This window comes from Haliea sp. (genome assembly GCF_041395985.1).
Classification (GTDB): Bacteria; Pseudomonadota; Gammaproteobacteria; order Pseudomonadales; family Halieaceae; genus Haliea.
Map to the genome: position 1 here is coordinate 17,626 of NZ_JAWKZJ010000006.1, position 21,730 is coordinate 39,355.

The window sequence follows — 21,730 nt, forward strand, 5'->3', positions numbered from 1 at the left end:
CCCATGCATCTGGGCTTCAGTTTTATGAACACCCCGCACGACCCGGACCCGCGCGATCTGGCGCGAGCGCTCGAGGAGCGGGGCTTTGAGTCGCTGTGGACCGGGGAGCACAGCCATATACCGGTGTCCCGCAAGACGCCTTACCCCGCAGGCGATGAACTGCCCGAGGCCTATAAGCTGATGGGTGACCCCTATGTCACGCTGATGGCAGCGGCGTCCGTGACCTCCACGCTGAAGCTGGGGACGGGCATCGCATTGCTCATGGAACGGGAACTGTTCTCCCAGGCCAAGACCATCGCCAGCCTTGACCGTTTGAGTGGAGGCAGGCTTATGATCGGTACAGGCGTCGGCTGGAACGAGGAAGAGTTCACCAATTGCACGCGGCAGCCGTGGGGTAAACGCTATGGCGTGATGCGGGAAACCGTGATGGCGACACGTGCGCTGTGGCGGGATGATGAGCCGGAGTTTCACGGTGACTATATCGATTTCGATCCGGTCTGGTGCAATCCCAAACCTGCCCAGGCAGGTGGTCCGCCGGTAATCTTTGGTGCCATGGGGCCGTTGGGCGTAAAACATGCGGCACAGTGGGCGGACGGGTGGATGCCGGTGGACGTGGCGATGGGCGACGTGCAGGAGGGCTTGCATGCCTTCCGTCAGCAGGTCGCCGAGAACGGCCGCAACCCGGATACTGTCCCGGTGACCTTGCAGACGCTGATTACCCCCGATCTGGATACCCTGAAGCGCTACCGCGACCTCGGTGTCGAGCGGGTTGTGATCGGGGTCGCGGTGGACATGTGGGACCAGCCCGAGAAGATCATGCCGATGATCGACAAGTTTGCCGGATTGATCCCGCAGATCAACGCCTGACGCGGTGTCGCTGCGCCGGGCGTCGGTCTGTATCAGAGGCCGCCGCGTCCCGCGTAGTCCATGGCGAAGCCCACCAGCGTGCGCACGCCGACAATCAGGGCGTCTTCCTGTGCGGTAAAGAACGGGGAGTGGTTGGAGGGGCGTTCGCTGCGCGGCACGCTGGGGTCGCCGGCGCCGAGCAGGATGAACAGGCCGGGGATGTGTTCCTGGTAGTAGGAGAAGTCCTCGGCGCCGGTAATCAGGCTGCCTTCAAATACGCGGTCTTCACCCGCGGCGCGGACCAGAGTCGGCATCATCTGCCGCAGCAGCTGGGGATCATTGCCGGTCACCGGCGTCGAGTAGGTGACGTCCACCGTTGCGCTGGCACCGTTCGCCTCGGCGATGGCAGTGACGGTGGCGTTCAGTCGCTCCAGCAGCCGCTCGCGCTCGCCCCGGTCGAAGGTCCTGACCGTGCCCAGCATGGTCACCGCGTCGGGAATGATGTTGCCCCGTACACCACCCTGGATACTGCCGATGGTGAGCACGGCGGGCCCGCGTGTGATGTCAATGTGACGTCCCGGAATGCCCTGCAGGGCGCTCAGCACCTGGCCCGCCACATAGATGGGGTCAACCCCCAGCCACGGCGATGAACCGTGGGTCTGGCGTCCGGTGATGGTGATTTCGATACTGTCCGCCGCCGCCATGAAGCTGCCGCCGCGGTATACGAGAGAGCCGGAATCATCCGGCCAGACGTGTAGCCCGATAATGGCTTCCGGGGCATCTGGCCCTTCCAGTATGCCCTCCTTGACCATCAGCGCCGCCCCCCCTTCTTCGCCGGGTGGTGCGCCTTCCTCGGCGGGCTGGAAGATGAACTTGACTGTGCCGGCGAGCTCGTCGCGGTGCTGCGCCAGCACTTCAGCCGCGCCCATGAGCATGGCAACGTGGGCATCGTGGCCGCAGGCGTGCATCACGGGCACGTCCTTGCCCATGTACTCCCCGCGGGCAGCGGAAGCAAAGGGCAGACCGGTCTGCTCCAGCACGGGCAGTCCGTCCATGTCGGCGCGCAGTGCAATCACAGGTCCGGGTTTGCCGCCCTTCAGTGTGCCGACCACACCGGTGTGGGCTATCCCGGTTTCGACCGCATCGAATTTCAGCGCGCGCAGATGTGCCGCCACTTTCTCAGCGGTGCGGAACTCGCGGTTGGAGAGCTCCGGGTTCTGGTGCAGGTCGCGGCGCCACTCAATGACCCGCGGCTCAACTGCCGCGTAGGCGGCGTCCAGCTGCGCCCGGTCGGCGGCCTGTGCGACGCTTGCTGCGAGCAGCATCGCGGCCGCGAAAAAAGTGGATTTTGTGTGCATGTGCGCGTCTCCTCTCAATGCCTGCACTGGAGTGTAGCCTGATGGCCCTCCGCGTTGAAGGAAGTGCGCCGACAAAAAAAGGGGGCGATTGCCCCCAAGGTCTCCTGTTTCTTGCCAGCGCCTACCGGTGTGGTGCGTAGTGCGCAGGGTGTTCGTGGCGGTCGCGGCAGCTGGCGCCCTGATGTTCATGCATCAGGCCGTAGGTGAGCGCGGAGCCCAGCACAAACGCACCGACGGTGTAGCGGTGGTCGATGTCGTGGTGATGTCTGGCACCATACCAGGGCTGACGATAGTGCTTGTTCCGGTGCCAGCGCGCGGGAACCCGATACTGTGGATGCGCAGGATGCAGTGCCGCGGCATGACCCGCACTGTGGTAGTAGGTGATGACTCCGTGGCTGTGCGCGGGGCCCGCCGCGGCGGGGATAGCCGCCAACAGAGTGAAAAGTGCGGGAAGAACGAGATGTTTGTACATACTGTGACTCCAGGTTGCCGGTGTTACAGCTGCGATACTGCATGCCTGTGCCTGAACCACGCCTGAACGACGGTCGGCTCATTTGCGGTCCTCGTTCAGCGACGGTTCAGCTTGCAGTGGGTATGCTGGGTATTTCCCAGGGGACGGCTGCGTCCCGCATGGCCTCTACCGCTGAGGGTGTGGCATCTGGCACACTCCTGCCTGTGGCGGCATGTCGCGGCCAGACTCGAATCGTGTGTGAGGACAGGTATGGGTGATCGTTTGCGGGTTTTCCTGCTGCTGGTATGCCTGCTGGTAGTCGCTGGAGGCTGGAGCGCGTCCACGCCGGTGCTGGCGCAGCAGGCGGGTTCCGCCGCCCAGAAAAGCACCATGACCCCGCGCGAGGCGGCCGCCAAGGCCCGCGCGCAGCATGGTGGCAAGGTCCTGAATGTGTCTCGGCAGGGTAACGCCTACCGGGTGAAGCTGCTGCTCGATTCCGGTCGGGTCATCACTGTAACGGTCAAGGGCTGAGCCTTGCGCATGCTGGTGGTTGAAGATGATGTCCGTCTGCGACAACGGCTTGTCGGGCACTTCAGCGCGCTGGGTTGGGTGGTCGGCGAGGCCCCGGGGGGCAGTGAGGCGGACTATCTGGCTCGCGAATTGCCCTGTGACCTGGCCATCGTGGATCTCGGTTTACCCGACGTGCCCGGCATCGAACTGATTGCGCGCTGGCGCGCCATGGGCCTTGCCTTCCCAGTGCTCGTCCTCACCGCCAGAGCAGATTGGCAGGAGAAGGTGCAGGGGCTGGAGGCCGGTGCAGACGATTACGTCACCAAGCCGTTCTATCTGGAGGAACTGGAGGCGCGCGTGAACGCCCTGCTGCGACGGGTGTCCGGTCGCATCACCGAGCGGGTTCACTATGGCGCCATCGCCATTGACTACAGTGCACGCTCGGTAACTGTTGACGGCGCCGTGCTGGAACTCACGGCGTTTGAATACAACACGCTTGCCTACCTGGCGCATCGTGCGGGTACGGTGGTCTCGAAAACAGAACTCACCGAACACCTCTATCAGCAGGAGCACGACCGCGACAGCAATGTTATCGAGGTTTTTGTGGGCCGCCTGCGACGCAAGCTGGACCCGCAGGGCGACTTGCAGCCGATCGAAACGGTGCGTGGCGCCGGCTACCGCTTTGCGCTTGTGCCGGTGACCGAGTGAGGTCGGGGCTGTCTCTTGCGGCTCGCCTGTCCCTTGCCAGCGCCCTGATTCTGCCCGTGTTCCTGGGGGCCACTGGCTGGTACCTGGAGCATAGCCATCGCCTCAGCATAGAGGCCGCCCAGGCCGAGCGCCTGGAATTGCAATTGCTCAACCTGCTGGCACAGGCAGAATTCGACGCGGCGCTGGAAATGCCTGCTGATTTGCTGGAGCCGCGTCTGGCGCAGCCGGGGTCAGGGTTCTACGCCGTGATCAGCGACGCTGACGGCACTCTCCTGTGGTCGTCGCGCTCCGCGCTGAGCCTGGACCTCGGACGTATCCCCCTCGCCATGCCGCCACTGCGTCCGGGCGGTACTGCCAGCTCCCGGGTGAATGGGCTGCTCCGGGTTTCGCTACAGGTGCTCTGGGAGACGGCGTCCGGGTCGGACGTGCCCCTGCGCTTCACTGTGCTTGAAACCACCGCGCCGATCGAGGCCGATCTGGCGCAGTACCGGCGCAGCCTGCTGCTCTGGCTCGGCGGTTCCGCACTCGCTCTGCTGGGCTGTCAATTGCTGATTCTCGGCTGGGGCCTGCGCCCCTTGCGCGCGCTGGCGGTTGACATCGCGCGCCTGGAGGCGGGCGAAACGGCCCTGCTACAGCGTCCCTACCCGAGAGAGGTGGAGGTTCTCACACACAACCTCAATACCCTTTTACAGGGGGAGCAACAGCGACGCGAACGGGTGCGGCGCACCCTGGGCGACCTTGCGCACAGTTTGAAAACACCACTGGCGGTGATCAGGACAGCAGATCCGCAGGCCCGGGATTACCCCGAGGTGGTCTCGGAACAGACCGATCGCATGGAAGAGATCGTGAGCTACCAGTTGCAACGTGCGACCGGCGGCGGCGCCCGCCTGCTGCAGCGTGTTCCCGTGGCACCGGTCCTGGAGCGCCTGCGCGGCAGCCTGTTGAAGGTCTATGCGGGTCGCGCTATCGACATCCAACTGCTGGTGGAGGCGGGCTGCACGTTCCGTGGTGACGAGCGCGACCTCATGGAGATGCTGGGCAACCTGATGGACAATGCCTGCAAGTACGCGCGGCGGCGCATTCGTATCAGCGCCGCCGGGGGCGAGGAACATCCGCTGGACATCATCGTTGAGGACGATGGGCCCGGCGTCGCCCCGGCGCTCTGCCGGGCTATCCTGCAGCGCGGCTTTCGTGCCGACAGCCGCGGTGAGGGGCAGGGCATTGGACTGTCGGTAACGGCAGACATTGCCGCGAGTTATCAGGGCAGCCTGACCATTGACTCCGGCGGTCAGGGTGGTGCGCGTGTCCGCCTGCGCTTTGACTGATCGCCAGAGTCGTCGTAAACCAAGGGAGAAATCATCATGAAAAACCTGCCGCACAGTATCCGGTGCCTGTTTGCCCTGCTGCTGTTGTTCACGCACACGGCCGTCGCAGCGGAGGGCCGGCCCTATCCGCAGATCCGCGTCACCGGTGAAGGCGTGGCAACCCTGCCTCCGGATATGGCGCTGTTGTCCCTGGCGGTGACGCGGGACGCGCCGACGGCCGCACAGGCCCTCGAGGAAACCTCCAGCGCGATGCGGGATGTACTGGCGGCCATGCGCAAGGCGGGTATTGAGGAGCGCGACCTGCAAACCGAACAGTTTGCCATTCACCCCCGATACCGGGATGAGCCAGCGCAGGTCAAGGGCGAGCCCCCCACACCCCGCATCGTCGGCTACACCGTCAGCAATGGGCTCAGCGTGCGCGTGCGCCAGCTCGACAGCCTGGGCGCGATTATCGACATGTCGGTGCGGCTGGGCGTGAATCAGGGTGGCGGCATCCAGTTTCTCAACGATGATCCGGCTGCCGCTATTACGGCGGCCCGCACGGCGGCAATGCAGGATGCCCTGGCCCGGGCCCGAACCCTGGCTGCCGCGGCCAACGTGGGCCTCGGTGCCATTCTCGGCATCTCGGAGCAATCCTATCAACCCCGTCCGATGATGATGGCGAGAGCAGACATGGTGATGGCCGATGCCGGTGCTGTGCCCATTGCCGGCGGCGAGAACAGCTACCGGGTGACGGTCAATGTTGTGCTGGCTCTGGAGCAGTGAGTCGCGCGGGGAAAAAATTACCGTTTGCAGGGAATAAGCGGCAGCTGCCAGACGTCTTAGGTTTGAAAGTGGAGTGAAACACTACTTTGAGGGGGCGGCGAAGTGCCGTTTGGGTAGTGTCCCGGATGCGCAAGCAGTGGGGCACACGGCCTTCCCCGTCAGCCTCCATTTTCGTTGAAGGTCCGCTGAACCTGAGCGTACAGAAGGTGCTAACCAACCGGCTGGGTGTAAAGGGGAGGGGAGTTTCAACGCCTCAGGACAGGATGGGGAACGCTAGCCCCCCAGCCCTGGAACTACAGGGTTTATTGCCAGCTTCTGGTAATAAGCCCTGCTTCTCTTTTCGCACTTGCCGCATCACCACTCGCATTGCTCTCCACGAAGGTGGCGACCGGGTCGCTGTCCGCTGCGCTGGCGGGACGGTAGGCGTCTGCAGCACCGTTCTGCAGGGAAGTTTGTACTGCGGCTACGCGGGTCTCCCAGTGCCCATCATCACGGCAGGCAACACCGCGGATGGTTTGCGCCTCGTTGGCCAGGAGGTATTCCCGGCACCAGGTACCCTCATGGTTAGGGAAGCTCAGTACCGGACGCAACCTGCTGCCATCGGCCAGTGTTTCCCAGCCGTCGGCTCGCGAAGGTAGCTGTTCCAGCGCCGCGGACAGCACCGCGCCACTGTCGCCATGTTGTTCAGCTTGCCATTGGGGTACCAGAAGCAATGCGGCAGCCGCCGCCAGTGATGCCGCAACGGCGAATCCACGCGCGTTGTTCATGGTAAACCGGTGCAGGCGATGGGGTTGTGTCTGAATCCGTACCGGGGCGTTCTCCAGCAGTGCGCTCACCCGTTCAGGCAGGGGTTGCCGGGCGGCCGCCGCACGCAGTGTCCCGCGCAGTTGTGCCTGCAGTGCGCGCATCGCCTCCAGATTCGCCGCGAGGGCGGCATCCTCTGCAATACGGCGCTCACAGGCCGCGCGTTCTGCGGGCAGCAGCTCGCTGTCCAGGTATGCTGACAGTATTTCCCAGTCCTGATCTGTCATGTCGCCTTTCACATCGTCCTCATTCCGGGGTCTCCCGGTTTTTCAGCAGCTGCGCCCTCGCCCGGGCCACCCTGCTCATGATAGTGCCGACGGGCACCTCCAATATGTCAGCGGCCTCGGCATAACTCTTGCCTTCCACCGCGACCAGCGACAGCGCCATGCGCTGCTCGGGCGGCAAGGCATCCAGCGCCATTGCAACCGCCTCCAGCGCACGTTCGCTGTCTGCGTCGTCCTCGGCCGACGGCGCCTCATCGGTGTCCCATGCCATCTGTAGCGGGTAACGCTGGCGGACCTCGCGCGAGCGAAGTTCGTCAATCCACGCGTTCCTGCACACCCTGTATGCCCATTTCGCCGCGTCGGCGTCATCGGGCATGCCCTTCTCCAGGATGCGCTCTACGGTCATCTGCAGCAGATCGTCAGCGTCAGCCGACGTTCCGCTCAGTGACAGGCAGAACCGGCGCAAATTGCTCAGTTCTGCCATCAGAACTTCTCGCTGTGAGTGGCTCAGCGATGGCATAATGATCCTGTTACTGGAGATGACGATTAGCCGCCGGATTCTATTCCATTTGGGGGAATTAATCGCGCTATGATTCGTCTTTACTATAGATGGCACTGGCCATGTGGAGGGTGAAAGCTGTGCGACAGTCTACCGTAATGTCCCCTTTTCAGTGTATTGCACCGGCGGCGTGCTCCACGCTGCGGGCCGCTTTGCTGTTCCTCCCGGCCTGTATTTTCGCCACAGCACTGTTCGCCCTTGCGCCGACCCCGGTGCTCGCGCAGGTTCCCTGCTGCCTCGATGAAGAGGAGTTCGAGGAGTATCTCGAAGAGTCCATCGAAGAGGAAGTTGCGGAGAACGTCGAAGAGGAAGTGGCCGAGAATATCGAGGAAGAACTCGAGGTTGTCGTTGACCAGGCGGTCGGGGAAACCATTGAGGATTCCATCGAGGATTCCATCGAGGAAACGATCGACGATTCGGTGGAGAAATCGGTTGAGGAAACGGTCGCCGACAGCGTGGAAGAGTCGGTGGAAGACGCCGTCGAAAGCACGGTTGAAGAGTCGGTGGCGGGTGCGGTAGAGGATTCCGTGGAAACCTCCGTTGAGCAGAATGTTGCCAGTGCGGTTGAAAAATCGGTTGAAGAAACCGTGGAGCAGACGGTAACCGCGTCGGTCGAGGGCCAGGTTGAGGTCGGCATCGCGGCGGCGATTGAAGATCGTCTGGAAAGCGAAATCGCGACTGTGCTAGAGGATCTCGAAAGTCAGTTGGAGATCGATGAGGCGCGCATCAAGACACAGCAGTGGCTGGTGATGGCAGAGCCCGAGGTATTCGACGAGCTGGCGGTCAAGGGATACCTATTTGACCGCGTGACAGACTTGCCGGGTATGGGGTTGCTGCTGGCAGAAGTGGAAGCCCCTTCCAGCTTTGAAATCTATGATGTGCGTGAAGGTGTCATCGATGTCGTGGGGCGCGGGCGCGCCGAAGTGGATTTGAACCACATTTATACGGCGAGCGCTCCGGTGCACCATACGGTAGAAGGCGCGAGACCGCGCAATGTATTGCATTTTCCTGCGGGAATGGACGATCTGGCGTTGCGTCTGGGCATGATTGACAGTCTGGTGGATACCGCGCACCCCGCGTTGCAGAAGGCCAATATTCACAGCCGTGCGTTTGCCACGGAAGGGGCTACGTTGCCCGCCTTCCACGGTACGGCGATCGCGTCCATTTTTACCGGTCGGGATACGGACTACCTCGGCCTGGCGCCCAGTGCTGAACTCTACGCCGCCGCCGTGTTCGAGCAGGACGCGGCGCGCGGTGAAATCGCCAGCACTGTCAGCCTGGTGCGTGCTCTCGACTGGTTGATCTCATCCGGTGTCGACGTGGTGAACATCTCTCTGGCGGGGCCACCCAATCGCCTGTTGGAGAAAGCGCTGAGCCGCGCTGCGTCGCGTGGCGTGCTGATTCTCGCTGCAGCGGGAAACGGTGGTCCCATGGCCAAACCCATGTATCCCGCCGCCTATCCGTCAGTCATGGCAGTGACGGCAGTCGATGCCCACGGGCGCGTGTTCAGGCTGGCGAACCGCGGCGACTATGTTGACCTGGCGGCGCCGGGTGTCGGCCTGTTGCATGCGCGGTCCGGCGGTGGCTATGCCACCTCGTCAGGCACGTCCTTTGCCGTGCCGTTTGTGGCTACCGCCGCTGCCCGTTTGCGTCTGCTGTCGCCTTATGAAGATGTGCGGGAAGCGCTGCTCAGCAGTGTGCAGGACGAGGGTGTGCCCGGGCGCGATGATGTGTACGGCTACGGGGTGTTGCGCGTAAACGGCTGATTACCAGCGATAAACATAGCGGCTGCCGACAATGCCCTGTTCGAAGTCGCTGATCTGGAAGTTGGAGCGGTAGTCCCCGTAGGCGAAGTAGAGCTGCAGCGCGCCCTGTTTTGACAGGGGGTACTCCAGGTCCAGCTGCACCCGATGCCGCTCATCCCGACGCTGCTCTCCCTCTATGCTGCCTATTCCCGGCGTCAGTCCACTGTAATCGCGGTTTTCATAGCGGTAGGCCATTTCCAGCTTGAGCACTTTCTCACCAACATCGACCCGGCGTATGTAGCGCAGCTTGGCAGCGTGGGATGTGAAATCCAGACGCTCAAGGTTGGCGTCCTCAGAACGGAACCGGTAACCCATATTGAAGTAGCTGCGCAAGCCGCGCGCGAAAAAATAGACATCGATTTCCCCCGTGTGCGTGGTGGCGTCGCGCTCTGCACGCTCCTTGATCTGCTTGTCGGAGAAGACATAGGCGGCCCTGCTGAACCACTTCTGGCTGAGGAAGCCGGAGACATAAGGTGACGCCCTGTAGAGTTCCAGGAAGCCGTTGCCGTCCAGCAGTGAATTGACATAAAACGTGGAGAATCCGGCGTCAACGCGACCCGCCTGGGTTTTCAGGTTGGCGCCAAGGATATGCGTTTGCCGGTTCAGGTCTGAAAAATCCTGGTACATATCCTGGTTGAAGTCGTAGGTCAGGCGCAGGTCAGTCTCGGGACTGAAATAAGTGCGCATACCCAATTTGCCTTCAACGGTTACCGCGGAATCCCCTTCCCGTGTGCTGGCATCCAGTTCATCAATGGTGACGTTGGTATCGTACTCGGCACCTACGCCCAACTCGGCAAAATAGCTCGTTGGCGGAGTGCTTTCGGTTCTGGTGTCCTCTTCGGCTGCGGCACCCAGGGACATCAAGCACGCAGTCAGGGCGACGACTCCGGCCAGGTTAAATCTCGGCTGTGGCATGCCAAGGGTCCTGATGGTGGTCGAGACGGAAACGCGAGACTAACCAATGGCGGCGTTTGCGACAAGGGCTTGCGCGGTACTCTCGCCTATGCTCAGCGTCGGTGAGCGTAATTTGCTCCCGCCGACGCAACGGCGCAGAATGCGCTTCGACGATTGCAGCCCAGAGATCGCTATCCCGTGCCCTCGCCAATACCGTACCTACCGCACATGAGCAACTCGCAGGTGTTGAGCATGGGGCTTGCGCCACTTGATGCGCAGCGGTGGATAGAGCCCGATGCAGCTCTCCCGTTTTGGCACGCGCACAAGCAGGCGGTACGTGCCCGTCTCGGCAGCCGTGTTTGTTGCGCTACGCCGGAATCGTTGCCGGCACAGCGCGAGGCGAGCACGCTGTTGGCCACGCACCTGGTACGTGATCATCCCGATCTCTACCGTCGTGCCGGACCCAAACTGCACTGCGGGAAGTACGCAGTCGATGTCGTTGGGGAACATCCGGAGCCGCTGTGGGCGATATCACTCGCGATGGCGGATGACCTGTTGCTTCTGCAACCCCGGGGTGACGAGTACGTGCTGACCGCTGCGAGTTTGTGTAGCCCAAGCCACTGGCGTCTGGAGGAGAAATTCGAGCAGCCGATGTCCACGATTCACGGCACCATTCCAGGATTTACCGGGGTACTGCAGCCACGTGTGGAACGCTTTCTCCAGCACCTGCAACCTGCGCGCCCGGTCGAGCGTTTTAACTGGGGGTTGCAGCGGGGTGCTGCGCTCTGTGCCAGGCAGACCGAGGCGGCCGAAGGTGCGCTGCACTATCGCTGTGAGCGCCAGACCTTGTCCCGGTTGCCCGGCACCGGGGCTATCCTGTTTACAATACGGGTGTATCTGAGCCCCTTGAGCAGTTTGAGCGCGGTCCCTGGGGCGCTGCAGACGCTACTGCAGGCCATTGATGCGTGCCCGCCGGCACTGGCGGTCTACAAGGGATTCGATCGCCTGCAGGATGACCTGGAAGACCTGCGGGGGACGTATGGCTGACCTCGCCTGGTGGCAGATGACGCTGATAGGCCTGCTGTTTGTGTGGGGAGGCTTCGTCCGCTCGGGTCTCGGTTTCGGCGGGGCGGTGCTGACACTGCCGTTCCTGCTGATGGTATACAACGCACCGTTGGTCTACCTGCCGATTATCTCCGTGCACTTGCTGTTTTTCTCCGGGTTGACCATTCTCCAGGCCCATCTGCGGGCGCGCAGCGCCCGGCGCGACGGCGCCGCTGCACCGGAGGCCGCCGGCACGGTGAACTGGCCGTTTTTACGCTACGCTTTTGCGTTGATGCTGGTCCCGAAGCTGATTGGGGTTGCCGGTGTACTCACCTTGCCGACGACGGTGGTCAGCAGTTTCATCTTTGTGGTGGTCGGGGCATACGCGGTGAGTTATATCCTGCAACGCCCGTTTAAGAGCAACAGTCCGCGTGTCGATGCCGGCCTGCTCATGCTGGGAGGTTATGTGAGCGGCACCTCACTGATTGCCGCGCCGCTGGTCGTGCCGGTAGCGGCGAGCCGGGTTGCCCGACACGAACTGCGCGACACCCTGTTCGTGCTCTGGTTTGTGCTGGTTGCGATAAAGCTGGCGGCGTTTGCCTGGACCGGCGTCGACCTGCAGTGGCGGCAGCACCTCTGGCTGCTCCCCTGCGCCGCTATCGGCCATGTTCTGGGCCTGCGTTTCCACGCCTACACCCTGCGTGCTGACACCGCCGTGTTCTTTCGCGTACTCGGTGTGGGCCTGCTTGCCGTCAGCCTCGTCGGCCTGGCGCGCATGGTCAGTCAGGCCCTGGGCTGACCCCGCACAGGCCCGGCACTCAGGCGCGGGGCTTGCGCTTCGCCGGCTTCTTGCCAGGCTTCAGCCCAGGTTTGCTGCTGCGCTTGCGAGCAGCCGGGGGCTTGCCGTCAGAAGCCTGGGGAGTGGATGAATCCCGCTGCAGGTTCAGTTTTTGCCCGCTGACCCAGACGCCGCGAAGGTGGTCGAAGATCTCTGCTGGCATGCCCTCTGGCAGGTCGACTGTGCTGTACTCATCGCGAATGATAATGCGGCCGATGTGCTCACTGTCGATATCAGCTTCGTTGGCAATCGCGCCCACGATGTTGCCGGGCTTGACGCCGTGTTTGTGGCCCACATCAATGCGGAACCGCTCCATACCTTTAGACAGCTCGCTGTCGCGCTCTTGCCGGCGTGGGCGTTCCCGGGGCTCACGGGCCTCTCGCGCTTCGCGCGCCGGTCTTTCGGCACGCGCTGGCTTGTCACGGCCGCTCGCAGCCGCTGGGGCACTGTCCTGTGTTTTGCTTGCCACGTCTGACTTGCCGCCGCCCGCCAACAGGACCAGCGCGGCAGCCACATCAACCATGGGTACGCCATACTCGTGCTGATAGTCGCTGACCAGTTTGCGCGCTGCGTCCAGGTCGCGGGTGTCGAGGGTGGCCGTGATCTGCTGTTTGAAGCGATCGCTGCGCTTGTCCTGCACTTCCTGCGCACTCGGTAACTGCATGGGTTCAATGATGTTCGACGTGGCGCGCTCAATGGCCTTCAGCAGACGCCGCTCGCGGTTGGCCGCAAACAGAATGGCTTCGCCCTTGCGCCCGGCCCGGCCGGTGCGGCCGATACGGTGCACGTAGGCTTCCACATCGTGGGGGATATCGTAGTTGATGACATGGCTGATGCGTTCCACGTCAAGTCCGCGTGCGGCGACATCGGTGGCCACCAGAATGTCGAGGTTTCCGTTCTTCAACCGCTCCACGGTTTTCTCGCGTTGCTGCTGAGGGATGTCGCCATTCAGCGGGGCGGCTGAGTAGCCGCGGGCCGAGAGTTTTTCCGCCAGCTCCGTTGTGGCGATACGGGTGCGCACAAAGAGGATGATCGCATCAAAATCCTCCATTTCGAGAATACGGGTCAGGGCATCGAGCTTGTGCACACCGGCCATCATCCATACGCGTTGTCGAATGGATGAATTCGCCATGGATGTCACCTGAATGGTGATTTCCTGCGGTGATTGCAGGTGGTGCTGTGCGATACGTCGAATGGCTGTGGGCATGGTGGCGGAGAACAGGGCGACCTGGCGTGTCGGCGGGGTCTGTTCCAGAATCCACTCGACGTCGTCGATGAAGCCCATGCGCAGCATCTCATCTGCCTCGTCCAGTACGAGAGAGCGCAGCCCTCCCAGGTCCAGCGAGCCGCGGCGCATGTGGTCCATCACGCGGCCGGGTGTGCCGACAATGACATGCACGCCACGTTGCAGCTGGCGCAGTTGCCCGCGGTAGTCAGAGCCACCGTAGATGGGCAGTACGTGAAACCCGGGCAAGTGCGCGGCGTACTTCTGGAACGCTTCGGCAACCTGAATCGCCAGCTCCCGGGTGGGTGTCAGCACCATGACCTGCGGCGTTTTCTGCTTGATATCCAGCTTTGCCAGCAACGGCAGGGCAAAGGCGGCGGTCTTGCCGGTGCCCGTCTGCGCCTGACCCACCAGGTCGCTGCCCGACAGCAGTGGCGGTATGGTGCGTGCCTGGATGGCTGACGGGGTTTCATAGCCGACATCGGTCAGCGCACGGAGGAGGAAATCGGGCAGGTTCAGGTCCGCGAAGCGAGTCGCGTCGGAGAGTTCGGCGGTCATGGGGAGAATACCTTGGGGATGGAACTGCAATCGGGGCGATAGTATACAGGCATACGGTGCCGCAACAACGCGGTGGTGGCGTGAATATGCCGTGTTCACAGCCGACGATTGGCTTCCGTCCACAGCCCCCTCAGCTATACTCGTCAGTGAATCAGCAACGCGCGGAGAATTCGCCATGACCCAACCCAGCACCGTCAACGACTGCATGCATCGGCAGCCCCTGACCATACGTCCGGATGCCAATCTGGTCGAGGCTGTCGGCATCATCACCGAGCACGGTCTCACAGGGCTCACGGTCACGGATGACAGCGGAGCGGTGCAGGGCGTGCTGTCAGAGCTGGACTGCCTGCGCGGCATACTCGCCGCGATCTACAACGACGGTGATCCGGAACACGCCCTGGTCAGTGAGGTGATGACGCACCAGGTCAACGCCTGCGGCCCGCAGGACAGTATCGTCGAAGTGGCCCAGTCCATGCTGGAGACCCGTCAGCGTCGGCGTCCCGTTGTGGAAAACGGTGTACTGGTCGGTCAGGTGAGCTCGCGAAATATCCTCTGGGCGCTGATGGAGCACTCCCGGCGCCGGTTGCAGGACCGGCGCCGCTAGCGGCAGCAGGCAGCTCTACTCGCCCTCGTCCGCAGTGCCGGCGAGTTTGCGCAGTACATAGTGCAGAATACCCCCGTGGCGGTAGTAGCTGAATTCGTTGGGTGTATCAATGCGGATCAGGACCTGGAATTCCCGCTCCTCTCCCGTCCCATTGCGCACCCGCACGGCGACGTGTTTCTGCCCGGGTTCCACCGCTCCGATACTGAATTCCTCTATCCCCGTAAGGCCCAGGGTCTGGGCAGTCTCGCCGTCGGCAAACTGTAACGGCAGGATGCCCATGCCGACCAGATTGGACCGGTGAATGCGCTCGAAGCTCTCCGCGATGACCGCGCGTACCCCGAGCAAAGACGGGCCTTTCGCTGCCCAGTCCCGGGATGAGCCGGTGCCGTATTCCTTGCCCGCGATCACCAGCAGCGGAACGCGCTGTGCACGGTAGTGTTCCGCGGCGTCGTAGATGGACATCTGCTCATCGTTGAGAAAGCAGGTGGTCCAACTGCCCTCGGTGCCGGGTGCCAGCTGGTTGCGCAGTCGGATATTGGCGAAGGTCCCGCGCATCATCACCTCGTGGTTGCCGCGGCGCGAACCATAGGAATTGAAGTCATCGACGTCGATGCCCCGTTCCTGCAGGTATTGCCCGGCCGGACTGTCAGGCGCAATGGCGCCGGCGGGGGAGATGTGATCGGTGGTGACGCTGTCGCCCACCATGACCAGGCAACGTGCCGCCTCAATACCGCGTACCGCGGCAGCCTGCGGCGGCATGTCGTCGAAGAAGGTCGGTTTGCGCACATAGCTGGATTCCGGCCACGGATAGCGCTCACTGTCCGCAACAGGCAGGTCGTTCCAGATCGGGTTGCCGCTGTACACATCGGCATATTTTTCCCGGAACATGGTCGCATCGACGGCGTCGCCCACGATGTCGCGAATCTCCGCATTGCTCGGCCATAGATCGGCCAGCGTCACCGGGTTGCCGTCGGCGTCGTGCCCCAGCGCATCGTTAAGCAGGTCGACATCCATGTTGCCGGCCAGCGCATAGGCCACGACCAGCGGTGGAGACGCGAGATAGTTGGCGCGAACGTCCTGGTGAATGCGCCCTTCAAAGTTGCGGTTTCCCGAGAGCACGGAAGTGACCAGCAGGTTGCCCTTGGCAATGGCTGCGCTGATGTCGTCCGGCAGCGGCCCCGAGTTGCCGATACAGGTGGTGCAACCGTAGCCGACGAGATAAAAGCCCAGCGCCTCAAGGTCATCCATCAGCCCGGTTTTCTCCAGATATTCGGTGACCACCTTGGAGCCCGGGGCCAGGCTTGTCTTGACCCAGGGGCACGAACGCAGGCCGAGGGCACGGGCCTTGCGTGCAATCAGCCCCGCCGCCACCAGCACGGCGGGGTTGGATGTGTTGGTGCAGCTGGTAATGGCCGCGATCACCACCGCCCCGTGCTGCAGTTGGAACGACTCGTCGCCACGTTGTACGGTGATGCCATTGAGGGCTGTCGCCTCCTCGTCGCTGACGGTGCCGCCTTCCTGCTCCCAGCCACCTTCGTCCACCGAGACTACCGTGAGCTCCTGGAATTCCCGCAGCACTTGGGTGAATGCCTGTTTGGCTTTGCGCAGGGGGACGCGATCCTGGGGTCTTTTCGGGCCGGCGATGCAGGGCTCGACATCGCCCAGATCCAGCGTCAGCGTGGCGCTGTAGCGCGCCTCCACGCTGTCCGCGTCGTGCCAGAGACCCATGGCCTTCATGTAGCGTTCGACCAGCTGCAGCTGGCCTTCGCTGCGGCCGGTGAGGCGCAGATACCGCACGGTTTCCTCGTCGACCGGGAAGATGCCGCAGGTCGCGCCGTATTCCGGCGCCATATTCGCGATAGTGGCACGATCAGCCAGGCTCAGGTGAGCGAGGCCAGGGCCAAAAAACTCGACAAACTTGCCCACCACGCCGTGTTTGCGCAATTGTTCTGTCACGGTGAGCACCAGGTCGGTCGCCGTCGCGCCCTCCGGCAGCTGGCCCTGCAAACGGAAGCCGACCACTTCCGGGATCAGCATGGTGACCGGCTGTCCCAGCATTGCGGCTTCGGCTTCAATGCCCCCCACACCCCAGCCCAGCACGCCCAGGCCGTTGATCATGGTGGTGTGCGAGTCGGTGCCCACCAGGGTATCCGGGTAGGCCAGCGTGCGGCCGTCCTGCTCCACACTGAACACGCCCCGCGCCAGGAACTCGAGGTTGACCTGGTGCACAATGCCCGTGCCGGGGGGCACAACCTTGAAATTCGCGAAGGCCTCCTGCCCCCAGCGTAGAAACTGGTAGCGCTCACGATTGCGTTCTATTTCAAGCGCCGTGTTGCGCTCCAGAGAGTCCTCGCCACCAAAGTGGTCGACCATCACGGAGTGATCAATGACCAGCTCCACAGGGGATAGCGGATTGATTTTTCCGGGCTCGCCACCCAGGTCCACCATGGCATCGCGCATGACGGCGAGGTCGACGATAGCGGGTACACCGGTGAAATCCTGTAGCAGCACACGCGCTGGCACGAAGGCAATTTCCTGGCTGGGCGGTGCGTTTGGGTCCCAGCGCGTCAGGGCTTCGATATCGGCGTCGGTGACAAACGGCTCGTTGCCATGCCGCAACAGGTTTTCCAGCAGCAGCTTCAGCGAGTAGGGCAGGGTGTGCGTATCACCGCCGGCGGCGTCAAGAGGGAAGATCGTATACTGTGTGCCGTCCACATCCAGGGACGCTTCCTTGCGGTATTTTGTGCTCATGGCAATGCCTCTCATTCGGGTGAACAAGCGGGAACCTTGTGTCCCGTTCAGTTACCCTAGCACAGGTCGGCGTATCTGGCAGACTGAGACGATTTGCCGCGGAGCGCGTATCCAGCCTGTCGTCGGCGAGAGCCGAGGGGCCGGCAAAATGCAGGTGAAAAACGGGAGAGCAGCGTGCAGCACGGGAGAGGACAGTCGGGAGGGGCCAGATTCAGGCGGGGGCGCAGTAGCGCGCTGCTGCTCTGGCTTGTGGCGGCTGTGTGTATGGCGGACGCGGGTGTTCGCGTCAGTCTGACCACGGTCGAGACGACCGATATCCTGCGTGAGTTGCGCCTGACGGGCACAGTCACGGCGCAGCACAACGCGAGTCTGTCGGTCGCCGCCGCAGGACTGGTACAAGACATCCTCGTGGACACTGGAGCGACGGTGGCCCGGGACGATGTCCTGTTGCGCATGGATGCAGAGCTGGCCGAACTGCGCCATGCAGCCGCCAGGGCCGCGGTGGCCCAGGCGCAGGTGCGCGCCCGGGATGCCGAACGGCGCCTGCAGGAAGCAGAGTCGTTGCTCCCGCAGCGGGGCATTGCCGAGACCACTGTGCGGGAACTGGCTGCAGACCGTGATGCGGCACAGGCGCAGCTGCAACAGGTGACCGCAGAGGCAGCGCTGGCGCAGGCATTGCTCGACCGACATACGCTGCGTGCACCATTCCCCGGGGTGATCAGCCTGCGCCGCACGGAACGTGGAGAATGGCTGAACCCCGGTCAGGCCGTATTCGACCTGGTGGGGCTGGACGACCTGCGACTGGATTTTGCCGTGCCCGAGGACTACCTGTCCTCGCTGCAGGTCGGCGCGCCGCTCACCTTTACCACTGCCGCCGCTCCCACGCGGGAACTGACCGGCCGTGTCGCCAGCCTGGTGCCGGTTGCCGACACCGCGGCACGCACCTTCCTGCTGCGCATCGCACCGGCTGATGACGCCCACTCCGGCCTATTGCCGGGAATGTCGGTCAGCGCGCGGCTGGCCCTCGCCACCGGGCGTCGCGGCATCGCGGTGCCGCGCGATGCGCTGGTGCGCTACCCGGATGGTCGGGTTGTAGTCTGGACAGCGCAGGCCGATGGCGATGCACTGGTTGCCCGTGAGAACACCGTGACCACCGGGTTGGCCTTTGCCGGGCAGATTGAAATTCTGCAGGGCCTCGCGGCGAACGAGCAGGTGGTGGTGCGAGGCAATGAAGCCCTGCAGCCGGGGCTGCTTTTGCTGCCTACGGGAGACGCGCAATGACCGAGGGCGCAGCGGGCTTTTTTGACCGCATCGTCGGGCGCGGCATTCTGGTCACCGTCATCGCACTGATTGTGACGGTGGTGGGGATCATCGCGGCGCTGCGGATTCCTGTGCAGATGATTCCCGACCTCGATGTCCGGGTGATCAGTATCCGCACCACCTGGCCGGGTGCGACGCCGCAGGATGTCGAAAAAGAGATCCTTATCGAGCAGGAGGAGTACCTGCGTAATCTTCCCAGTCTGTCCCGCATTGTGGCGACTGCGCGCGCGGGCAGTGCCGAAATTGAGCTGGAATTTCCCTTTGGTACCGATATCACCGAAATGCTGATTCGGGTCAGCAATGCCCTGAGCCAGGTGCCGGATTACCCCGAGAACGTCGACGAACCGCGTATTTTCGCCAATTCCTTTTCGGCGAATGCGTTTATGTTCTTCAGCATTACGCCCCTCCCCGGTAACCCGCGGCAGGTGGACGTGGACCTGGCACTGGATTTTATTGAAGACACAGTGAAGCCGCGCATGGCCCGGGTGCCGGGTGTCTCCGAAGTCGGTGTGGGAGGGGGCGCGGAACGGCAGATCCAGATTCTCATCGACCCCGCTCGCCTGGCGCAGCGCGGCCTCACGCTCAGCGATGTGCGCGAGGCCGTGCGTGCGCGCAACCGCGATCGCTCGGCGGGTGACGTGGAATCGGGTAAGCGCGAGTACCTGTTGCGTACCATCGGGCGTTTTGAGGATGTGGCAGCACTGGAGCAGCTGATCCTGCTGCGCCGTGGCGACGCGATCACCCGCTTGAGTGACGTCGCCGAAGTGAAACTGGGCAGCTTTGAGCAGCGCAGCCTGTCTTTCTTTAACGACCAGACCAACCTTTTTCTCTCCGTGCGTCGGGAATCCGGCTCCAACGTGATCGCGATAAAGCGGGCGATGATGGCCGAACTGGATGCGATCAATGAAGAAGTGCTTGCCCCGGCCGGGTTGGAGATGCTGCCGGTGTCGGACGATGTACGCTACGTACAGGATTCGGTGCGCAACGTCTGGCAGAACCTCCTGCTGGGCGCCCTGTTTGCCACGCTGGTGATGTATTTGTTCCTGCGCTCTGCCCGCGCCACGCTGGTCGGGGTGATGGGCGTGCCGCTGTGTATTATCGTGGCCTTTCTGGGCCTGCTTCTGGCCGGGCGCACCGTGAACGTCATCTCGCTGGCCGGCATTGCCTTCGCCATTGGCATGACGCTGGACAATAGCATTGTGGTACTGGAGAGCATCGCCCTGGAGCGCCGCCGGGGTGCGAATCGCCTGCGCGCTGCGGTGGACGGCGTGCGTCAGGTCTGGCCCGCGGTATTTGCCTCCACCGCAACGACGATTCTGGTGTTCATCCCCGTCATCTTCGTGGAAGAAGAAGCGGGGCAGCTTTATTCCGATGTCGCGATTGCAATCTCGGCGGCGATTCTGGCCTCCATGCTGGTCGCCATTACCGTATTGCCCGCCGCCGCCGCAGCGCGCCTGAACCTCGGGCGCAGTGGCACCGGCGAGGAAGGAGCAGGTCTGCGCCTGCGAGAGCGCACCCTGGACGGCGTCGCCTGGCTTCTTGCCAGTGGCAGCCGACGGGTCGCCTGCGTGGCCGCCGTGGCGGCCGCCAGTCTGCTGGCGGTGATGGTACTCACGCCGGCCGCAGAGTACCTGCCTGAGGGTGAGGAGCCCAAGGTATTCGCCCTCATGAGCGCACCCCCCGGATACAACCTTGCCGCGATGGCAGATATTGCGGAAGAGGTGCGCAGGGAGTTGCTGCCCTTCGTGGACGCGGACCCCGCTGCATTCCGGCGCGGCGAGGCGAGCGTGCCCGCCCTGGCCTACATGAACATGCGCGTCGCCCCTGACCAGGTGCGTATCATCGCCGAGCCGATCAATGCCGCGGATGTGGACGCCCTGATGGATGCGCTGGCTGCGGTGTTTGAACGGTATCCAGGCATGCGCGCTTTTGCCGCACGCGGCTCGATCATTACCAGTAACGATGGCGGCACGCGCAGCGTGAACCTGGATGTGTCTGGTACGGAGTTGACAGACATTTATACCGTGGCGCTGGCCGCCTACCGCCGCGCCGACGCGGCCTTCGAGAATCCGCGTATCCAGAGCCGGCCATCGTCACTGACGCTGGCCCAGCCGCTGGTCGAAGTGCGACCAGATTGGGAGCGTGCCGCCGAACTCGGGCTGGATGCCGAGGCGATCGGGTTCACCGTGGCCGCGCTGACCGACGGTAGCTATATCGATGAATTCTTCCTCGCCGACGACAAGGTGGACATCTACCTGTACAGCGAGGCGGGTCAGTCCGGGTCGTTGGACGCCTTGCCGCATCTTCCGGTATACACGCCGGTCGGGACCGTCGTGCCGCTGGGTTCGCTGGCCAGCATTACCGAGACGGTGGACACCGCCCAGGTAAGACGAGTCAACGGGCGCCGCACGGTCACGCTGAATATTATCCCGCCAAGGTCGGTACCCCTGGAGACTGGCGTGGCGATTGTTCGTCAGGATGTGGTGGGTGGCCTGATGGCGGCAGGGGAGGTGCCCGCCGGGGTGACGCTGGCAATTTCCGGTGCCGCGGACCAGTTGGACGCCACGCGTGCCTCACTGCTGGGCAACTACCTGGTGGCGCTGCTGATTGTGTACCTGCTGCTGGTGGCGATCTTCAGTCACTGGGGCTATCCCCTGTTGATCATGACCTCTATTCCGCTGGGCATCGCGGGCGGCATGGTTGGCCTGTGGTTGCTGAATGCAGTGGGGGGCTGGCTGCCACTGTTCGGTCTGGCGGAGATTGTGCAGCCCTTTGACATGATTTCCATGCTGGGCTTCCTGATCCTCATGGGTACAGTGGTGAACAACCCCATTCTTATCGTGGATCGGGCGGTGGCCAATGTGAGCGCCGCCGGTATGGAGGTGGTAGCGGCCGTGCAGGAGGCAGTGGACGCGCGTCTGCGGCCTATTGCCATGTCTACGATTACCACCCTGAGTGGCCTGGCGCCGCTGGTCTTGTTGCCGGGAGCAGGCACGGAACTGTATCGCGGCGTGGGCGTCATCGTCATGTTTGGCATTCTGGGCTCCGCAGCTGTTACCCTGACGCTGCTGCCAGCCCTGACAGTGATTGTGCTGCAGTGGCAGCAGCGCCGTCGCGCTCTGCCAGCAGGTGTCGAATGAT

18 protein-coding genes are annotated in these 21,730 nt (G+C 63.1%); 11 read left to right on the top strand and 7 right to left on the bottom strand.

What is annotated here, in order from left to right:
• Positions 1–3: 3 nt before the first annotated feature.
• Positions 4–867: a TIGR03619 family F420-dependent LLM class oxidoreductase gene (locus R3E49_RS11880; protein ID WP_371295261.1), complete on the top strand. Its 864-nt coding sequence runs from the start codon at positions 4–6 to the stop codon at positions 865–867.
• Between the two features lie 32 nt (positions 868–899).
• On the opposite strand, the gene R3E49_RS11885 is transcribed toward R3E49_RS11880, so the two are convergent.
• A complete protein-coding gene (locus R3E49_RS11885) occupies positions 900–2,204 on the bottom strand; it encodes an amidohydrolase (RefSeq protein ID WP_371295262.1) in 1,305 nt (434 codons plus the stop codon).
• A 121-nt stretch (positions 2,205–2,325) separates the two neighbouring features.
• Positions 2,326–2,676: a hypothetical protein gene (locus tag R3E49_RS11890; RefSeq protein ID WP_371295263.1), complete on the bottom strand. Its 351-nt coding sequence runs from the start codon at positions 2,674–2,676 to the stop codon at positions 2,326–2,328.
• A 249-nt stretch (positions 2,677–2,925) separates the two neighbouring features.
• Between R3E49_RS11890 and R3E49_RS11895 the strand changes: the two genes are divergently transcribed.
• The 4 genes from R3E49_RS11895 to R3E49_RS11910 are packed head-to-tail and all read left to right on the top strand — an operon-like array spanning position 2,926 to position 5,963.
• Positions 2,926–3,186 carry a PepSY domain-containing protein gene (locus R3E49_RS11895; RefSeq protein ID WP_371295264.1) on the top strand — a complete coding sequence of 87 codons (261 nt, stop codon included), beginning with the start codon at positions 2,926–2,928 and terminating at the stop codon, positions 3,184–3,186.
• A 3-nt stretch (positions 3,187–3,189) separates the two neighbouring features.
• Entirely contained in the window at positions 3,190–3,873 is a 684-nt protein-coding gene (locus R3E49_RS11900; protein ID WP_371295265.1) for a response regulator, read from the top strand.
• On the top strand, positions 3,870–5,198 hold the full coding sequence (locus R3E49_RS11905; RefSeq protein ID WP_371295266.1) for an ATP-binding protein: 1,329 nt from the start codon (positions 3,870–3,872) through the stop codon (positions 5,196–5,198). Before R3E49_RS11900 ends, R3E49_RS11905 begins: the two co-directional genes overlap by 4 nt.
• Before the next feature lie 36 nt (positions 5,199–5,234).
• On the top strand, positions 5,235–5,963 hold the full coding sequence (locus tag R3E49_RS11910) for an SIMPL domain-containing protein (RefSeq protein ID WP_371295267.1): 729 nt from the start codon (positions 5,235–5,237) through the stop codon (positions 5,961–5,963).
• A 302-nt stretch (positions 5,964–6,265) separates the two neighbouring features.
• On the opposite strand, the gene R3E49_RS11915 is transcribed toward R3E49_RS11910, so the two are convergent.
• Positions 6,266–6,994 (bottom strand): anti-sigma factor, encoded by a 729-nt coding sequence (locus tag R3E49_RS11915; RefSeq protein WP_371295268.1) that lies wholly within the window; start codon positions 6,992–6,994, stop codon positions 6,266–6,268.
• A 19-nt stretch (positions 6,995–7,013) separates the two neighbouring features.
• Entirely contained in the window at positions 7,014–7,475 is a 462-nt protein-coding gene (locus tag R3E49_RS11920) for an RNA polymerase sigma factor (RefSeq protein ID WP_371295269.1), read from the bottom strand.
• Positions 7,476–7,648: 173 nt separating this feature from the next.
• Between R3E49_RS11920 and R3E49_RS11925 the strand changes: the two genes are divergently transcribed.
• Complete coding sequence (locus R3E49_RS11925) at positions 7,649–9,316, top strand: S8 family serine peptidase (protein ID WP_371295270.1); 1,668 nt, start codon at positions 7,649–7,651, stop codon at positions 9,314–9,316.
• Here R3E49_RS11925 and R3E49_RS11930 read toward each other — a convergent pair whose 3' ends face one another.
• Positions 9,317–10,270, bottom strand: coding sequence for a surface lipoprotein assembly modifier (locus tag R3E49_RS11930; RefSeq protein ID WP_290739839.1), 954 nt, complete (start codon positions 10,268–10,270; stop codon positions 9,317–9,319).
• Between the two features lie 207 nt (positions 10,271–10,477).
• On the opposite strand from R3E49_RS11930, the gene R3E49_RS11935 reads away from it, so the two are divergent.
• Together R3E49_RS11935 and R3E49_RS11940 are read left to right on the top strand one after the other, a co-directional pair.
• Positions 10,478–11,296 carry a DUF3445 domain-containing protein gene (locus R3E49_RS11935; RefSeq protein ID WP_371295271.1) on the top strand — a complete coding sequence of 273 codons (819 nt, stop codon included), beginning with the start codon at positions 10,478–10,480 and terminating at the stop codon, positions 11,294–11,296.
• Positions 11,289–12,092, top strand: coding sequence for a TSUP family transporter (locus tag R3E49_RS11940; protein WP_371295272.1), 804 nt, complete (start codon positions 11,289–11,291; stop codon positions 12,090–12,092). Before R3E49_RS11935 ends, R3E49_RS11940 begins: the two co-directional genes overlap by 8 nt.
• Before the next feature lie 19 nt (positions 12,093–12,111).
• On the opposite strand, the gene R3E49_RS11945 is transcribed toward R3E49_RS11940, so the two are convergent.
• Positions 12,112–13,914, bottom strand: coding sequence for a DEAD/DEAH box helicase (locus tag R3E49_RS11945; RefSeq protein ID WP_371295273.1), 1,803 nt, complete (start codon positions 13,912–13,914; stop codon positions 12,112–12,114).
• A gap of 175 nt (positions 13,915–14,089) precedes the next feature.
• Between R3E49_RS11945 and R3E49_RS11950 the strand changes: the two genes are divergently transcribed.
• Positions 14,090–14,518, top strand: a complete 429-nt coding sequence (locus R3E49_RS11950) for a CBS domain-containing protein (protein WP_371295274.1) — start codon at positions 14,090–14,092, stop codon at positions 14,516–14,518.
• Between the two features lie 15 nt (positions 14,519–14,533).
• Here the strand turns inward: R3E49_RS11950 and acnA are convergent, their stop codons facing one another.
• A complete protein-coding gene (gene acnA / locus R3E49_RS11955; RefSeq protein WP_371295275.1) occupies positions 14,534–17,269 on the bottom strand; it encodes an aconitate hydratase AcnA in 2,736 nt (911 codons plus the stop codon).
• 264 nt (positions 17,270–17,533) lie between these two features.
• On the opposite strand from acnA, the gene R3E49_RS11960 reads away from it, so the two are divergent.
• Together R3E49_RS11960 and R3E49_RS11965 are read left to right on the top strand one after the other, a co-directional pair.
• Complete coding sequence (locus R3E49_RS11960) at positions 17,534–18,550, top strand: efflux RND transporter periplasmic adaptor subunit (RefSeq protein ID WP_371295276.1); 1,017 nt, start codon at positions 17,534–17,536, stop codon at positions 18,548–18,550.
• Complete coding sequence (locus R3E49_RS11965) at positions 18,547–21,729, top strand: efflux RND transporter permease subunit (protein WP_371295277.1); 3,183 nt, start codon at positions 18,547–18,549, stop codon at positions 21,727–21,729. Before R3E49_RS11960 ends, R3E49_RS11965 begins: the two co-directional genes overlap by 4 nt.
• Position 21,730: the final 1 nt, after the last annotated feature.

Bases quoted from the DNA above. Each gene is read 5' to 3' on its own strand.
- R3E49_RS11880 (WP_371295261.1), top strand. From the start codon at position 4: ATGCATCTGGGCTTCAGTTTTATGAACACCCCGCACGACCCGGACCCG.
- R3E49_RS11885 (WP_371295262.1), bottom strand. From the start codon at position 2,204: ATGCACACAAAATCCACTTTTTTCGCGGCCGCGATGCTGCTCGCAGCA.
- R3E49_RS11890 (WP_371295263.1), bottom strand. From the start codon at position 2,676: ATGTACAAACATCTCGTTCTTCCCGCACTTTTCACTCTGTTGGCGGCT.
- R3E49_RS11895 (WP_371295264.1), top strand. From the start codon at position 2,926: ATGGGTGATCGTTTGCGGGTTTTCCTGCTGCTGGTATGCCTGCTGGTA.
- R3E49_RS11910 (WP_371295267.1), top strand. From the start codon at position 5,235: ATGAAAAACCTGCCGCACAGTATCCGGTGCCTGTTTGCCCTGCTGCTG.
- R3E49_RS11915 (WP_371295268.1), bottom strand. From the start codon at position 6,994: ATGACAGATCAGGACTGGGAAATACTGTCAGCATACCTGGACAGCGAG.
- R3E49_RS11920 (WP_371295269.1), bottom strand. From the start codon at position 7,475: ATGGCAGAACTGAGCAATTTGCGCCGGTTCTGCCTGTCACTGAGCGGA.
- R3E49_RS11925 (WP_371295270.1), top strand. From the start codon at position 7,649: ATGTCCCCTTTTCAGTGTATTGCACCGGCGGCGTGCTCCACGCTGCGG.
- R3E49_RS11930 (WP_290739839.1), bottom strand. From the start codon at position 10,270: ATGCCACAGCCGAGATTTAACCTGGCCGGAGTCGTCGCCCTGACTGCG.
- R3E49_RS11935 (WP_371295271.1), top strand. From the start codon at position 10,478: ATGAGCAACTCGCAGGTGTTGAGCATGGGGCTTGCGCCACTTGATGCG.
- R3E49_RS11940 (WP_371295272.1), top strand. From the start codon at position 11,289: ATGGCTGACCTCGCCTGGTGGCAGATGACGCTGATAGGCCTGCTGTTT.
- R3E49_RS11945 (WP_371295273.1), bottom strand. From the start codon at position 13,914: ATGACCGCCGAACTCTCCGACGCGACTCGCTTCGCGGACCTGAACCTG.
- R3E49_RS11950 (WP_371295274.1), top strand. From the start codon at position 14,090: ATGACCCAACCCAGCACCGTCAACGACTGCATGCATCGGCAGCCCCTG.
- acnA (WP_371295275.1), bottom strand. From the start codon at position 17,269: ATGAGCACAAAATACCGCAAGGAAGCGTCCCTGGATGTGGACGGCACA.
- R3E49_RS11960 (WP_371295276.1), top strand. From the start codon at position 17,534: ATGGCGGACGCGGGTGTTCGCGTCAGTCTGACCACGGTCGAGACGACC.
- R3E49_RS11965 (WP_371295277.1), top strand. From the start codon at position 18,547: ATGACCGAGGGCGCAGCGGGCTTTTTTGACCGCATCGTCGGGCGCGGC.